Source organism: Caulobacter sp. 73W (assembly GCF_041021955.1).
Taxonomy (GTDB): domain Bacteria; phylum Pseudomonadota; class Alphaproteobacteria; order Caulobacterales; family Caulobacteraceae; genus Caulobacter.
This window is the reverse complement of the sequence record NZ_CP158375.1, coordinates 3,052,493-3,067,753: the sequence shown is the minus strand read 5'-3', so window position 1 is coordinate 3,067,753 and position 15,261 is coordinate 3,052,493. Positions and strand designations below refer to the sequence as shown.

Genomic DNA, 15,261 nt, shown 5'->3' with positions numbered 1-15,261 from the left:
GCATGACAACACATACGGCCGGCTGGACTTTCTGGATCGACCGCGGCGGCACGTTCACCGATGTCATCGGGCGCGATCTTGAAGGGATCGAACACACCCGAAAGCTGCTGTCGGCCTCGCCCGCCTATGCGGACTCCGCCGTCGAGGCCATGCGCCGCCTGCTGGGCGCGCGGGCCGGCGAGCCCTTTCCCGCCGACCGCGTGGCCGCCATCAAGATGGGCACCACCGTCGCCACCAACGCCCTGCTGGAGCGTAAGGGCGCCAAGACCCTGCTGGTCGTCACGCGCGGTTTCGCCGACGCCCTGATGATCGGCGACCAGTCCCGCCCCGACCTCTTCGCCCTCGACCTGACCCGGCCCGCCCCGCTCTATTCCAGCGTGGTGGAGGCGGACGAGCGTCTGGGTGCTGACGGCGCGGTCGTCGAAACCCTGAACCTCGACGCCCTGCGCGCCGCCCTGACCGCCAGGAAGGCCGAGGGCTTCGAAAGCGTCGCCATCGCCTTCCTGCACGCCGACCTCGACCCAGCCCACGAGCTGGCCGCCGGCCGCCTCGCCGAGGACATCGGCTTCGACTACGTGGCCCTCAGCCACGAGGTCTCTCCCCTGCCCCGCTTCATCCCCCGCGCCGAGACGGCCGTGGCGGACGCCTATCTGACCCCGATCCTGCGCGCCTATGTCCGCCAGGTGGCCGACGCCGTGAACGGCGCGCCCCTGTGGTTCATGACCTCGGCTGGCGGGCTGGTCCGCGCCCCCGACTTCCGCGGCAAGGACGCCGTGGTCAGCGGCCCGGCCGGCGGCGTGGTCGGCGTCGCCCGCACGTCCGAGGCGGCGGGCGGCAAGGCGGCGCTGGGCTTCGACGTGGGCGGCACGTCCACGGACGTCTGCCGTTACGCCGGCGTGCTGGAGCGGCGCGACAAGGCGACCGTGGCCGGCGCCAAGCTGCGCGCGCCCATGCTGGACGTGGAGACCGTGGCCGCGGGCGGCGGCTCGGTCCTTTCCTTCGACGGCTTCCGCGCCCGGGTGGGGCCGGACAGCGCCGGCGCCATGCCCGGCCCGGCCGCCTATGGGCGGGGCGGCCCCGCCGCCCTGACCGACGCCAACCTTGTGCTCGGCCGCCTCGATCCACGCTTCTTCCCGTCAGTCTTCGGCCCCAACGGCGACGCGCCGCTGGACGCCGAGGCCGCCCGCGCCCGCCTGTCCGAACTGGCCAAGGCCATGGGCGCCGAGACCCCGGAGGCGGCGGCCGAGGGCTTCGTCGCCGTGGCCGTGGAGCAAACCGCCCAGGCGGTGCGCCGCATCTCCACTGAGCGCGGGTTCGACCCCCGCGACCACGCCCTGGTCGCCTTCGGCGGCGCCGGCGGCCAGATCGCCTGCGCCGTGGCCGAGGCCCTGGGCGTGACCGAGGTCCTGAGCCCCAAATACGCCTCCCTGCTGTCCGCCTGGGGCATCGGTCAGGCCCGCGTGCGCGTCCTGCGCCAGGCGGGTCTTGAGAAGACGCTCCATGACGGCCTGTCCGACGCTCAAGTGCTGGCCGCTCGTCTGGAAGACGAGGCGCAGGCCGCCATGGCCGCCCAAGGCGCGGAAGCCAGTAAAGCCGAACGCCGCCTGCTGCTGCGCTACGACGGCGCCGACGCCGCCCTGCCCGTGGCTCTGGCCGATGCGCAATCCGCCAAGACCGCCTTCGAACAGGCCCACCAGCGGCTGTTCGGGTTCATCGAGCCGACCCGCGCGGTGATCATCGCCAGTGTCGAGGTGGAAGTGGAGCAAGCCGGGTCCGACGCCCCTTCGAAGGGCTCGATCTTACGCCCCGCCGCGGCCGCCTCCGGCGATCCCTCGGTGATCTTCGCCGATGAACTCACCACCGCCGCCGGCCCCTGCCTGATCATCCGCGGCGACACCCAGATCGCCGTGCTCGACGGCTGGACCGCCAAGGCGGAGGAGGACGGCCTCGTCCGCCTGACCCGCACCGGCGCCGCCAAGGTGACGCAACTGGCCGCCGACAAGCCCGATCCCGTCACCCTGGAGCTGTTCAACCGCCGCTTCATGGGCGTGGCCGAGGCCATGGGCGCGGCGCTGGAGCGCACGGCCCAGTCAGTGAACATCAAGGAGCGCCTGGACTTCTCCTGCGCCCTGTTCGACGCCGATGGCGGCCTCGTCGCCAACGCCCCGCACATGCCGGTCCACCTAGGCTCCATGGGCGCCAGCGTGCGGGCGGTGCGCGACCGTCATCCGGTGCTAAAGGCCGGCGACGCCTTCGCCCTGAACAACCCCTATGCCGGCGGCACCCACCTGCCGGACATCACCGTGGTCATGCCGATCTTCGTCGGCGCGGCGGCCAGCCCGACCTTCTATGTCGCCGCGCGCGGTCACCATGCCGACGTCGGCGGCGTTCAGCCCGGCTCCATGCCGCCCTTCTCGAAGACCATCGACGAGGAAGGCGTCATGCTCGACGCCCTGCCGATCATGCGTGGCGGCGTGTTCCTGGAGGACGACGTCCGCGCCGTGCTGCTGGCCGGAAGGCGCCCCGCCCGCCGCCCCGACCAGAACCTGGCCGACCTGAAGGCCCAGATCGCCGCCTGCCAGGCCGGCGCCGGCGCCGTGTCGTCGATGATCGAGGCCCATGGCGGCGAGACCGTCGGACGCTACATGGTCTTCGTACAAAGGAACGCCGAGGCCGCCGTCAAACGCGCGGTCGGCAAGCTGACCGACGGCCAGGCGCGCGTGCCCATGGACGGCGGCGGCGAGATCGTCGTGAAAATCACCGTGGACCAGTCCAGGGGCGAAGCGGCCTTGGACTTCACCGCCTCCGCCGGCCAGCTGCCCAGCAACTTCAACGCTCCGGCGGCCATCGTCGATGCGGCGGCGCTCTATGTCTTCCGCACCTTGGTGGACGACGAGATTCCGCTGAACGCCGGCTGCCTGCATCCGCTGAACATCACCACCACGCCGGGCTCCATGCTCGATCCCGCGCCGCCGGCCGCCGTGGTCGCCGGCAATGTGGAGACCAGCCAGCACGTGGTCGATGCGCTCTACGCCGCCTGCGGGGTCATGGCCAACAGCCAGGGCTCGATGAACAACTTCACCTTCGGCGACGAGACGCGGCAGTACTACGAGACCCTGTGCGGCGGCTCCGGCGCCACGGCGGCGAGGCCGGGGACCAGCGCCATCCACACCCACATGACCAACTCGCGCCTCACCGATCCGGAGATCCTGGAGCGGCGCTATCCGGTTCGGCTGGAGCACTTCGGCGTGCGCCACGGCTCCGGCGGCGCGGGCGCCATGCCCGGCGGCGACGGGGCCCTGCGCCGGGTGCGTTTCCTGGCGGAAATGGAAGCCGCCCTGCTGTCCACCCGCCGCGATTACGCCCCCCAGGGGCTGGCCGGCGGATCGCCCGGAAAGCCCGGCGCCCAACGATTGCTGCAATCTGATGGAACCGTGCGGGAGCTTTCCGGCTGCTTCTCCGTTATGGTCAAGCCTGGCGACGCCATCGAGATCGAAACCCCGGGGGGCGGGGGATACGGTCCGGCGCCCGGCGACGCCCCCAAACTTTAGATTTTGTCCAAGGGACCTCTCATGGCGCCTGCCTTCCTGCTTGCTCTCTCGCTCTTCGCCCAAGGTGCGCCCGCCGCAGCCGCGAACCCGGCCGAAGCGCCCTTCCCCGTCGGCGCGCCGACCGACGATTACGGCTTCACCGCCTGGTGCTACGGCGCAGTCGGCGGCTACATCGACCTCTATGACAAGGTCATGCCCGAGGTTGAGCGCATCGAGCGCGCCTGGCCCTCGCCCAGCGGTGTCGACGCCTCGCTGAAGGTCTATCCGCAGCTCCGCGACCAGGGCGCCAAGGACATGAAGCTGTTCGCCGGCGCCATCGAGGCGGCCGAGCGCGCCAGCCCGACCGTCATCGCCGAACAGGGCAAGTCCGCCATCGGCAAGGGCCGCGGCATCTGGACCGGCGCCGCGACCAGCGATAAGGCCAAGCTCGCCCAGGCCTGGATGGGCTGGACCCCGCCCGCCCGCTGCGCGCCGACGGCCCAGCGTCTGCAAGCCAAGGCCAGCCTGTTCGGCAAGGCGCTGAACGCCAACAACCCCGGAACCCAATGAAACTCGGAACGCCGCTCTCGCCCAACGCCCTTCGGGTGATGCTTCTTGGCTCGGGCGAGCTTGGCAAGGAGGTGGCGATCGAGCTCCAGCGCCTCGGCGCGGAGGTCATCGCCGTCGACCGCTATCCTAACGCGCCCGCCCATCAGGTCGCCCATCGCAGCCATGTCGTCGCCATGACCGACGCCGCCGCGATCCGCGCCCTGGTGGAGCAGGAGAAGCCCCACCTGATCGTGCCCGAGATCGAGGCGATCGCCACCGACGAGCTGGCGCGCATCGAGGCCGAGGGTCTGGCCACGGTGATCCCCACCGCCCGCGCCGCCCAGCTGACCATGAACCGCGAGGGCATCCGCCGCCTGGCGGCCGAGGAGCTTGGCCTACCCACCTCGCCCTACGCCTTCGCCTCCACGGCGGACGAACTGGCGGCGGGCGCCGAAAAGGTCGGCTACCCCTGCTTCGTCAAGCCGGTCATGTCCTCGTCGGGCAAGGGCCAAAGCTATGTGGAGAGCGCCGCCGACATCGGCGCCGCCTGGGTGTACGCCCTGGCCGCCGGGCGGGTGGAGACCACCCGCGTCATCGTCGAGGGCCGCATCGCCTTCGACTACGAGATCACCCTGCTGACCGTACGCTCCCTGAAGGACGGCCAGACCATCACCTCCTTCTGCGCGCCCATCGGCCACCGCCAGGTGAAGGGCGACTATGTGGAAAGCTGGCAGCCCCAGGCCATGACCCCCGCCGCCCTGGCCAAGGCCCAGGACATCGCCGGCAAGGTCACCGCCGCCCTCGGCGGCCTCGGCCTCTTCGGGGTCGAGCTGTTCGTGAAGGGCGACGAGGTCTGGTTCTCGGAAGTCAGCCCCCGCCCGCACGACACCGGCCTGGTCACCCTGGGCAGCCAGCGCCAGAGCGAGTTCGCCATCCACGCCCGCGCCATCCTCGGCCTGCCGGTGGACGTCGCCCAGCGCGATCCGGCCGCCAGCGCCGTGATCTATGGCGGCATGGAAGCCGTCGGCGTGGCCTATGAAGGGGTCGAGGACGCCCTCGCCGTCCCCGGCGCCGACCTTCGCCTGTTCGGCAAACCCGACGCCTTCGAGCGCCGCCGCATGGGCGTAGCGGTTGCTGTCGGCGCAGATATAGATCAAGCCCGAGAGCGTGCCCGCACGGCCGCCAGCAAAGTGCGCGTCATCAAGGCCTAGGTGGCTTCGGCCCCGAAATGACCTCATTTGACCGAGGAACGTATACCCACGTTCTCGCTTCAACCTCAGAACGACACCCTGAGGTAGAAATCATGATGATCCGAGGCACCGCTGGTAATGACCGGCGCGAGGGAACTGCTAGCGACGACGTCTTTCGGATGGGACCGGGCGACGACCGCGCCGGCGGCAAGGGCGGCAATGACGACATGTATGGCGGTCGGGGCGACGACGTTCTACACGGCGGCCCGGGCTTGGACATGCTCGACGGCGGCGAGGGTAATGACCAGCTGAACGGCGGAGCCGGCACCGACGCACTGTACGGCGGCCCGGGCCGTGATCAGCTTTGGGGCGGCGACGGTGGCGACGTCTTCTGGTTCCGCTCGATCAACGAGGGTACGGACACCATCCAAGATTTCGAGGTCGGTCGAGACGCTATCTCGCTCTACAAGATCGACGCAAACGCCAATCGTGCGGGCGACCAGGGGTTCACCTTCATTGGCTCGTCCGCCTTCAGCGGTCGAGGCGCCGAGGTGAGGTCAGTCGTGCAGGATTTGGAGCCGGGGCGTCCCGGCGGCCTTATGACGTTTGTGCATCTCGATACGGACGGTGACCGGCTGCCTGACATGATCATCGGCCTCGTCGGCGCGAAGTATCTCGATGCAGGTGACTTCCAGCTCTAGCTCACGCGGCCCGTCAAACCTCGGCCCCATCAAGTAAGCGGCGAGGCAAAGTCTCCTTCAGGCCCAGCAGCACTGGCAAAACCAGCACGGCCACCCCGGCGATCATTGCGCCGGGGATCATGGGCTTGCCGGTCGCGGCGGTCAGCGTCTGGGCAAGCCAGGGGGTCAGGCCGCCAAAGATCGCGGTCGCCGCGGTTGCGCCCAGCGCCAGGCCGCTGAGCCGCCCCTCGCCCGGAAACTGCTCGGCCGTCGCCACCGCCCCCACCGCGCTGACGCCGCCTGCGACACCCGCCAGCACCACGGCGCCGAGCAAGGCTGAACCGACCGATCCGCTGGCCATCAGCGAGAACATCGCCATCGGCAGGAAAGCGCTGCCCGCCGCCAGGATCAGCAGCACCGGCCTTCGCCCCCAGCGGTCGGAGGCCAGGCCGATCAGCGGCGTCACCGCGATCACCACCACCGCCGCGATGGTCGCCAGCCACAGGGACAGCGCCTCCGACATCGCCCCGGCCGAGGTCAGGAACGCCGGCACATAGGTGATGCCCACATAGTAGGTGATCGACCCCAGGGCCGAGATCGTGAAGGACCGCAGCACGCCCGGCCGATGATGCTTGAGGGTGTGACGCAGGGGACGCTGCGGCACGGTGCCTTGCGCCTTCTGCCGCTCGAAGTCCGGCGACTCCTGCATGGTCGAGCGGGCGACCCAGATACTGAAAGCCAGAGCCGCGCCCACCAGGAAGGGAATGCGCCAGCCCCAGGCGTCCTGGTCAGCCTGCGCCAGCAGATGCACGGTCAGAGCCGAGATCCCCACTGCCAGCAACCCGCCCACCTCGCTCGCCGCCGAGGCGGTGGAGGTGACCAGACCCCGCCGATGCGGCTTGGCCCCTTCCATCAGATAGGCCACGACGCCGGTGTACTCGCCGCCCACCGAGAATCCCATGACGCAGCGGAGCAGAAGCATCAGCACGCCCGCCGCCGGACCGATCTGCGCATGGGTCGGCAGCAGGGCCGTCGCCAGCATGGCCCCGGTCATCAGCAGCATGGACAGCAGCATCATCCGCCGCCGCCCGTGCCGGTCGCCGATGTGTCCGAACACCGCCGCCCCTAGGGGCCGCATCAGATAGGCGACGGCGAAGCCCGCTAAAGTGGCGATCAGCGACGCCTCGCCGCCCCCGAAGAACACCCGCGACATCACCGTCGCCAGGTAGAGGTACAGGGTGAAGTCGTACCACTCGACCACGGTCGAGAAGGCGGCGACCGCCATGGATCGCCGCGAGATCGGCGCGCCTTGAGCGGCGGACGAGGATGTCTTCATGCAGCCTCGGCTCGATCGACAAAAGGGGCGCCTGCTCACCTTGCCGCCCGCCGGTCGAACGGCCAAGTCGCGAAATGACCTTATTTGCCGCCGGAACCGCAAGCTGGCCGATCGCGATCCTCTATCCAATATGGATAATGAGGATTTCCCAGATGCGGATCGATGGCGGAGCCGGCAATGACAACCGGCACGGGACGGCCCAGGCCGACGTCTTCTACATGCGCAAGGGCGATGACGTCGCCGCCGGTTGGGGCGGCAATGACACGCTCAATGGCGGCGACGGAAACGACACCCTTACGGGCGGCGACGGCCTCGACGTCCTTTATGGCGATGCCGGCAACGACGAGCTTCGCGGCGGAGCCGACACTGATCAGCTCTACGGAGGTCCTGGCAACGACCGCCTTTGGGGCGGCCCCGGCGGTGACATCTTCTGGTTCAACTCCGTCAACGCCGACACGGACACTATTCAGGATTTCGAAGTCGGAAGCGACAACCTCGGCCTGACCCATATTGACGCCAACTGGAACGTCGCCGGCGATCAGGACTTCCGTTTCATCGGCTCCAACACCTTCAGCGGTCAGCCTGGCGAAGTGCGTTACCGAATTATCGATTTCCAGGACGGCGGACCGCTCATGACATGGGTGGAGTTGAACACTACGGGCAACGGTCTGCCCGAACTGATCATCGCCATGGTCGGCGCCAAGCAACTCACCGCCGCTGACTTCTTCCTCTGAAGCGACCTGAACCGCGCGGCGCTAGGCCGCCGCGCGGGCGTTGGGATCGTAGTTGAGGATCGGCGCCAGCCAGCGTTCGGCCTTGGCGATGTCCCAACCCTTGCGGCGGGCGTAATCCTCGACCTGATCGCGATCGATCTTGCCGACGCCGAAATAGTGGGCCTGCGGGTGGCTGAAATAGAGCCCGGACACCGCCGCGCCCGGCATCATGGCGAAGCTCTCGGTCAGCTGCATCCCGGTGCGGCCTTCCGCCTCCAGGATCTTGAACAGCAGTTCCTTCTCGGTGTGGTCGGGCTGGGCCGGATAGCCGGCCGCCGGGCGGATGCCTTGATATTTCTCGGCGATCAGGCGCTCGGCCTCGAACGGCTCGTCGGGCGCATAGCCCCACAGCTCCACGCGGGCCTTGTAGTGCAGCCACTCGGCGAAGGCTTCGGCCAGGCGGTCGGCCAAGGCCGAGGCCATGATCGCCGAATAGTCGTCGCCGGCCGCCTTGAACCTGGCGACCATCTCGTCCTCGCCATGACCGGCGGTGACCGCGAAGCCGCCCACATAGTCGGCGCCCGCGCCTATCGGGGCGACGAAGTCCGACAGCGCCACATTGGCCTTGCCGGCGCTCTTGGCCATCTGCTGGCGAAGGGTGTGCAGGCGGCCCAGCTCCCTCGTGCGGCTCTCGTCGGCATAGACGACCACGTCGTCGCCGTCGGTGTTGGCGGGCCAGAAGCCGGCTACGCCCTTGGCGGCGAACCACTTCTCGGCGGTGATCTTGTCCAGCATCGCGCGGGCGTCGCGATAGAGGTCGGTGGCGGCCTCGCCGACCACGTCGTCCTCCAGGATCTGCGGATAGCGGCCGATCAGCTCCCAGCTGGCGAAGAACGGCGACCAGTCGATATAGGGGACCAGTTCCTCCAGGCTCGGCTCGAAGGTTCGCAGGCCGATGAACGAGGGCTTGGGCGGCGCATAGTTCGCCCAGTCGACGTCCAGCTTCTTGGCGCGCGCGTCGGCGATGGAGGTCCGGGCCTTCACCTCCTGGCCGCGGGCGAACTGCTCGCGGATGCGGACATACTCGTCGCGCGTCTCGGCCATCACCCGATCCTTCTCGGTGGGCGACAGCAGGTTGGAGACCACCCCCACGGCGCGCGAGGCGTCGAGGACATAGGTGGTCGGACCACGGCGATAGGCCGGCTCGATCTTCACCGCCGTATGGGTGCGGCTGGTGGTCGCCCCGCCGATCAGCAGCGGGATGTCGAAGCCCAGGCGCTCCATCTCGGAGGCCACGAACACCATCTCGTCCAGGGACGGCGTGATCAGGCCCGACAGGCCGATCATGTCGACCCCATGCGCCTTGGCCTCGTCCAGGATGCGGTCGGCCGGAACCATGACGCCGAGATCGACGACCTCGTAGTTGTTGCACTGCAGGACCACGCCGACGATGTTCTTGCCAATGTCGTGGACGTCGCCCTTCACCGTGGCCATCAGGACCTTGCCCGCCGACTGGCGCGCGCCGCCTTCCTTCTCGGCCTCCATGAACGGCATCAGCCAGGCCACCGCCTGCTTCATGACGCGGGCCGATTTGACCACTTGGGGCAGGAACATCTTCCCCGCGCCGAACAGGTCGCCGACCACGTTCATGCCGTCCATCAGCGGACCTTCGATGACGTGCAGCGGGCGCTCGGCCTGCAGGCGCGCCTCTTCGGTGTCGGCGTCGATGAATTCGGTGATGCCGTGGACCAGGGCGTGGGTCAGGCGCTCGCCTACGGGGGCGTCGCGCCAGGCCAGGTCGACGACCTTGGCCGCGCCCTTCTCGCCCTTGTAGCGGGGCGCCATGTCCACCAGACGCTCGGTCGGGTCGGCGCCGTCGGCGCGCTTGCGGTTGAGGATCACGTCCTCGACGGCCTCGCGCAGGTCGGCGTCGATATCGTCATAGACCGGCAGGTCGCCGGCGTTGACGATGCCCATGTCCATGCCGGCGTTGATGGCGTGGTACAGGAACACCGAGTGGATCGCCCGGCGCACCGGCTCGTTGCCGCGGAAGCTGAACGACACGTTCGACACGCCGCCCGAAATCCGGGCGTAGGGCAGCAGCTGCTTGATGCGCCGTGTGGCCTCGATGAAGTCGACGGCGTAGTTGGCGTGCTCTTCGATCCCCGTCGCCACGGCGAAGATGTTGGGGTCGAAGATGATGTCCTCGGGCGGAAAACCCACCTTCTCCACCAGCACGTTGTAGGCGCGCTCGCAGATCTCGACCTTGCGCGCCTCGGTGTCGGCCTGGCCCACCTCGTCGAAGGCCATGACCACCACCGCCGCGCCGTAGCGCAGGCATAGGGTCGCCTGCTCGATGAACTTGGCCTCGCCTTCCTTCAGCGAGATGGAGTTGACGATGGTCTTGCCCTGAACGCACTTCAGACCGGCCTCGATCACCTCCCACTTGGAGCTGTCGATCATGATCGGCACGCGGGCGATGTCCGGCTCGGCCGCCAGCAGGTTCAGGTAGGTGGTCATGGCGACCTGCGAATCCAGCAGGCCCTCGTCCATGTTGATGTCGATGATCTGGGCGCCGGCTTCCACCTGCTGCCGGGCGACGCTCAGGGCTTCGCCGTACTGACCCTCGACGATCAGCTTCTTGAACTTGGCCGACCCGGTGACGTTGGTCCGCTCGCCGATGTTTACGAAGACAGGACGCATCACGCGTAACCCACCCAACCGCGCCAGTTCATGCCCACGTAGAATACCTCGATCATCTTGAACCCGGCCTCGACCAGCAGGGCCTCGTCCCGCTCGGCCGTCACCAGGCCGGGATTGGCTTTCTGGCTGTCATAAGCGCCAGACACGGTTTCAGCGTCGACACCCGACGCCACCGCATAGGCGACGTAACGCTTGATATTGCGCTCGAAATTGGGGCTGCCTCGGTCATCGCAGCGATCCACCAGCACGAAAGGCGCGCCCGGCTTCAGGCGACGATGGATTTCCGTCAGGGTCGCCAGCTTGGAGCCGTCATCGGCGATCATGCCCAGGACGAGGATCAGCGTGGCGGCGTCGAACGGCCCGTCCGGCGCATCGGCGGCGACACCCTCGATAAGCTCCAGCCGGGCGTTGATCTCGTCGCCTACGACGTGGCGCGCGAGATCCAGCATGTTCGGCGCCGGGTCCACCCCGACAAAGCTCCAGTTCGGACCGGCCTTGGCCAGCGCACGGGTGTCCAGCCCCCCGCCGGCTCCAACGATCAGCACGCGGCCATCCTCTGGAACCTGCTCGGCCAGCAGCACGCCGGCCATCTGCAGCACGCCGCCGTGGCCCGGCATGAAGGCCGCCGGCCCCTTCTCGACGTAGCGGGCGACGAACTGCGGGTCGGCGAAGTATTTCTGGAACGCGCTCATGCCAGTTCGAACGGCTCCAGCCCGGCCAGGCGCAGGGCTTTCGCCCGCTCCGGCGGCTGACGCGGGGCGATCCCGCGCACCTCGTCGGCCACGTGGCGGATGTGGTCCGGCGTCGTGCCGCAGCAGCCGCCCAGCAGGTTGACCAGGCCGTCCTTGGCCCACTCGTGCAGCATGTGCGAGGTCTCGTGCGGCTCCTCGTCGTACTGGCCCATGGCGTTGGGCAGGCCGGCGTTCGGATAGGCGCCCACCAGGGTGTCGGCGATCCGCGCCAGCTCGGCGATGTGCGGTCGCATCAGGTCCGCGCCCAGGGCGCAGTTGAAGCCGATGGCGAACGGTTTGACGTGCTTCACCGAGTTCCAGAACGCCTCGACCGTCTGGCCCGACAGGGTGCGCCCCGAGCGGTCGGTGATGGTGCCGCTGATCCAGATCGGCAGCGGCTCATAGCCCTCGTCCTCGAGGTCCTTGATCGCCTTCAGCGCGGCCTTGCAGTTGAGGGTGTCGGTGATGGTCTCGATGAGGAACAGGTCCACGCCGCCCTCGTGCAGGGCGGCCACCTGCTGGCGATAGGCCTCATACACCTGGTCGAAATTCACCCGGCGCGCGCCTGGATCGTTCACGTCCGACGACATGGACAGCATCACGTTCAGCGGCCCGATCGAACCGGCGGCGAAGCGCGGCTTGTGCGGCTCCTTGGCGGTCCACCGATCCGCCGCCTCGCGGGCCAGCCGCGCGCCTTGCAGGTTGATGTCGCGCACGGCGGCGGCGTCGAGCTTGTAGTCCTCCTGCGCGATGGTCGTGGCGCTGAAGGTGTTGGTCTCGGAGATGTCCGCGCCCGCCGCGTAATACTGGTCGTGCAGGTCGGCGATGATGTCCGGGCGGGTGATGCAGAGGATGTCGTTGTTCCCCTTCATCTGCCCGTCATGGTCGGCGAAGCGGTCGCCGCGGAAGTCCGCCTCGTCCAGGCCCCGGCGCTGGATCATCACGCCCCACGATCCGTCCAGGATCAGGATGCGTTCCTTGGCGGCGGCCTTCAGGGCCTCGATACGCTGCGCGCGGGTCATCGGCGTCGCTCCTGCTTGGCCAGTTCCTGGTCGAACGCCGCTTGGGAGGCGTCGATGAAGCGGCCCATCTCGGCCGGATCGACGAAGGGCGTCGGCTCGCCGCGCATCTGACGGCGGCGCTTGCCGGCCAGGTCGGCGAACTCCGGATGGTTGGGCAAGAACACGTCGGTGGGGATCGCCCGCAGCTTGGCGAAGCTGGTCTCGTAGTCCGCCAGGATCTGTGGATAGGCGCGGTTGCCCAGCAGCACGTTCCCCGCCACCGAGGTCGAGCAGTAGAAGGTCACGTTCAGCGGACGATCCCACTCCACCACCGGCAGGGTCCAGGTGGTGCAGCCGCGCGTATGGCCCGGCGTGATGTGGGCGGTGATGGCGACCTCGCCCAGCTTGACCACCTGCAGGTCCTTGATCGTGCGGTCCACCTTCACCGAAGGAAAGCTCGCGCCGCCGTACTCGCTGTCGCCGACATGGACGCCCTTCTCCAGGCCTTCCTCGTCGCCCTTGGCGGCGTAGAGCTTGGCCTTCGTGTCGGCCTTCAGCTGCGCCAGCCCGCCCGCGTGGTCGATGTGGGCGTGAGTGTTGAGGAGGATCTTCACGTCCTCGATCTTGAAGCCCAGCTTGCGGATGCTGGCCTCGACCAGGGGCGCGCCCCCCGGCATGCCGCCGTCGATCAGGATGTGCCCCTGGGAGCCCGAGATCAGGTAGGAAGAAATCCCTTCGGTCCCGACGTACCAGACATTGCCGACGATGCGGTACGGCGCGGCGGGCTTGACCCATTCGGCCGGCCAGCCCTGGGCCATAGCGGTCCTAGATAGCGCCGCCCCGGACAGGGCCGTCGTCAGGGCGAGAGCGGCCAGAGCGATCCTCATGCCGCGGCCTCCGACGGAGCCGGCGCGGGCTCGCGCACGCCCAGCACCCGGCACAGGGCGTAGACCAGGTCGGCCCGGTTCAGGGTGTAGAAGTGGAAGTCCTTGAACCCCTGCTCCTCCAGCTTGGCGCACATCTCGGCGGCCACCGAACAGGCGATCAGGCGGCGGGTCTCCGGATCATCGTCCAGCCCGTCGAACAGGTTGGCCAGCCAGCCCGGCACCGTCGCCTCGCAGGCAACGGCCATGCGCTTGAGGCCCTTGAAGTTGGTCACCGGCATGATCGCCGGGATGATCGGGATGGCGATCCCCGCCCCCCGAGCCTTGTCGACGAAGCGCAAGAAGGCGTCGATGTCGAAGAAGAACTGGCTGATCGCCCGCGTCGCCCCGGCATCCACCTTGGCCTTCAGCACGTCGATGTCATGCGCCAGGGACGGGCTTTCCGGATGCTTCTCCGGATAGGCGCCGACCAACACCTCGAACGGCGCGATGCGGCGGATGGCCTGGGTCAGCTCGGTGGCGTTCTGATAGCCGTCGGGACGCGGGACATAGACACCCCCGACGCCCGAACCGCCCTCCTCCGGCGGCGGGTCGCCGCGCAGGGCGACGATGTGGCGGACCCCCGCCTCCCAGTATTCGCGGATGACCTCGTCCACTTCCTCGCGGCTGGCGCCGACGCAGGTCAGGTGCGCGGCCGGCAGCAGGCTGGTCTCGTCCAGGATGCGGCGCACCGTGCGGTGGGTCCGCTCGCGGGTCGAGCCGCCCGCGCCATAGGTCACCGACACGAACGACGGGCCCAGCGGCTCCAGCCGGCGGATGGACGACCACAGGGTTTCTTCCATGGCCTCGGTCTTGGGCGGGAAGAACTCGAACGACACGTTCAGGCGCGACTGCGCGCGCTCCGCGGCGCGGGCGACGGGGCCGATGACGCGGCGGGGTTCGGCGGCGCTCATGCGGCGCTCCTCTGTACTGAAGCAGGACGGCGACCCGTCCAGATCTTGACGGTCAGGCCGCCGTCCTTGGCCGGCGGCAGATCGACTTCGGCCCGCCCTTCCAGACCAGCGGCCGACAGCCAGCGCAGCATCTCGGCGTCGGAAAAGCCCAGGCGGCGATGCTGGTGCGCCTCGCGCAGGAACTCCAGGCGATGCGGCGCGAAATCGACGATCAGCAGCCGACCGCCCGGCGCCACCAGCCGCGCGGCCTCGGCCACGGCGGCGGCGGGATCGCCCAGGTAATGCAGCACCTGATGCACCGTCACCAGATCAGCCGAGGCGTCCGGCAGGCGGGTGAAGAAGATGTCCCCGTGGCGCAGCTCGCAATGGTCCAGCCCCGCCTTGGCCGTCTCGGCCCGGGCGATGTTCAGCATGTGCTGCGACAGGTCCAGCCCCAGGGCGCTGGACGCCTTGCGGCCCAGAAGGGTCAGCATCCGCCCGGTGCCCGCGCCCAGATCGACGAGCCCCCGGAACGGCCCCGGCCCGGCGGCGGCGATGATCGCCTTCTCCACATCGGCCTCGGCCACATACAGCGAGCGGATTTCGTCCCAGCGGGCGGCGTTGCGGGCGAAATAGGCGCTGGCCTCGGCGGCGCGTTCGGCCCGCACCTCGCCCAGGCGTTCGGCGTCGGCGCGCGCCTCGGGATCGGCGGGATCGATCGGGGCCAGGGCGGCGTCCACCATGGCCCGGCCCGGTCCGTGGGCGGCCAGGCGATAGAACACCCAGGCCCCGTCCGGGAAGCGCTCCACCAATCCGGCCTCGGCCAGCAGCTTCAGGTGCCGCGAGACGCGCGGCTGGCTCTGGTCCAGGATGCGGCACAGCTCCAGGACCGACAGCTCTTCCTGGGCGAGCAGGGCCAGAACCCGCATGCGGGTGTCCTCACCCGCCGCGCGCAAGATCTCCACCACCTGGGCCATGCTGATCGACATGGAGACATAAAGATATCTTTATG

General features: G+C 68.9%; 12 protein-coding genes. 5 read left to right on the top strand and 7 right to left on the bottom strand.

What is annotated here, in order from left to right; genetic code table 11:
- Positions 1-2 precede the first annotated feature (2 nt).
- The 4 genes from ABOZ73_RS14545 to ABOZ73_RS14530 all read left to right on the top strand — a co-directional run bounded on the left by ABOZ73_RS14545 (position 3) and on the right by ABOZ73_RS14530 (position 5,970).
- Complete coding sequence (locus ABOZ73_RS14545) at positions 3-3,551, top strand: hydantoinase B/oxoprolinase family protein (protein ID WP_369058858.1); 3,549 nt, start codon at positions 3-5, stop codon at positions 3,549-3,551.
- 21 nt (positions 3,552-3,572) lie between these two features.
- Positions 3,573-4,100 (top strand): hypothetical protein, encoded by a 528-nt coding sequence (locus ABOZ73_RS14540; protein WP_369058857.1) that lies wholly within the window; start codon positions 3,573-3,575, stop codon positions 4,098-4,100.
- On the top strand, positions 4,097-5,290 hold the full coding sequence (gene purT, locus ABOZ73_RS14535; protein ID WP_369058856.1) for a formate-dependent phosphoribosylglycinamide formyltransferase: 1,194 nt from the start codon (positions 4,097-4,099) through the stop codon (positions 5,288-5,290). Before ABOZ73_RS14540 ends, purT begins: the two co-directional genes overlap by 4 nt.
- 95 nt (positions 5,291-5,385) lie before the next feature.
- On the top strand, positions 5,386-5,970 hold the full coding sequence (locus ABOZ73_RS14530) for a calcium-binding protein (RefSeq protein ID WP_369058855.1): 585 nt from the start codon (positions 5,386-5,388) through the stop codon (positions 5,968-5,970).
- A gap of 13 nt (positions 5,971-5,983) precedes the next feature.
- Here the strand turns inward: ABOZ73_RS14530 and ABOZ73_RS14525 are convergent, their stop codons facing one another.
- Positions 5,984-7,285 carry an MFS transporter gene (locus tag ABOZ73_RS14525; protein WP_369058854.1) on the bottom strand — a complete coding sequence of 434 codons (1,302 nt, stop codon included), beginning with the start codon at positions 7,283-7,285 and terminating at the stop codon, positions 5,984-5,986.
- A gap of 152 nt (positions 7,286-7,437) precedes the next feature.
- On the opposite strand from ABOZ73_RS14525, the gene ABOZ73_RS14520 reads away from it, so the two are divergent.
- Positions 7,438-8,019, top strand: coding sequence for a calcium-binding protein (locus ABOZ73_RS14520; protein ID WP_369058853.1), 582 nt, complete (start codon positions 7,438-7,440; stop codon positions 8,017-8,019).
- A 21-nt stretch (positions 8,020-8,040) separates the two neighbouring features.
- Here ABOZ73_RS14520 and metH read toward each other — a convergent pair whose 3' ends face one another.
- The 6 genes from metH to ABOZ73_RS14490 are packed head-to-tail and all read right to left on the bottom strand — an operon-like array spanning position 8,041 to position 15,238.
- Positions 8,041-10,701: a methionine synthase gene (gene metH / locus ABOZ73_RS14515; RefSeq protein WP_369058852.1), complete on the bottom strand. Its 2,661-nt coding sequence runs from the start codon at positions 10,699-10,701 to the stop codon at positions 8,041-8,043.
- Positions 10,701-11,393 carry a class I SAM-dependent methyltransferase gene (locus ABOZ73_RS14510; RefSeq protein WP_369058851.1) on the bottom strand — a complete coding sequence of 231 codons (693 nt, stop codon included), beginning with the start codon at positions 11,391-11,393 and terminating at the stop codon, positions 10,701-10,703. The genes metH and ABOZ73_RS14510 overlap by 1 nt, the downstream gene beginning before the upstream one ends.
- Complete coding sequence (locus ABOZ73_RS14505) at positions 11,390-12,454, bottom strand: homocysteine S-methyltransferase family protein (protein ID WP_369058850.1); 1,065 nt, start codon at positions 12,452-12,454, stop codon at positions 11,390-11,392. Before ABOZ73_RS14505 ends, ABOZ73_RS14510 begins: the two co-directional genes overlap by 4 nt.
- Positions 12,451-13,320: a subclass B3 metallo-beta-lactamase gene (gene bla, locus ABOZ73_RS14500; protein ID WP_369058849.1), complete on the bottom strand. Its 870-nt coding sequence runs from the start codon at positions 13,318-13,320 to the stop codon at positions 12,451-12,453. Before bla ends, ABOZ73_RS14505 begins: the two co-directional genes overlap by 4 nt.
- A complete protein-coding gene (gene metF, locus ABOZ73_RS14495; RefSeq protein WP_369058848.1) occupies positions 13,317-14,270 on the bottom strand; it encodes a methylenetetrahydrofolate reductase [NAD(P)H] in 954 nt (317 codons plus the stop codon). Before metF ends, bla begins: the two co-directional genes overlap by 4 nt.
- Positions 14,267-15,238 carry an ArsR/SmtB family transcription factor gene (locus tag ABOZ73_RS14490; RefSeq protein ID WP_369058847.1) on the bottom strand — a complete coding sequence of 324 codons (972 nt, stop codon included), beginning with the start codon at positions 15,236-15,238 and terminating at the stop codon, positions 14,267-14,269. The genes metF and ABOZ73_RS14490 overlap by 4 nt, the downstream gene beginning before the upstream one ends.
- Positions 15,239-15,261 lie beyond the last annotated feature (23 nt).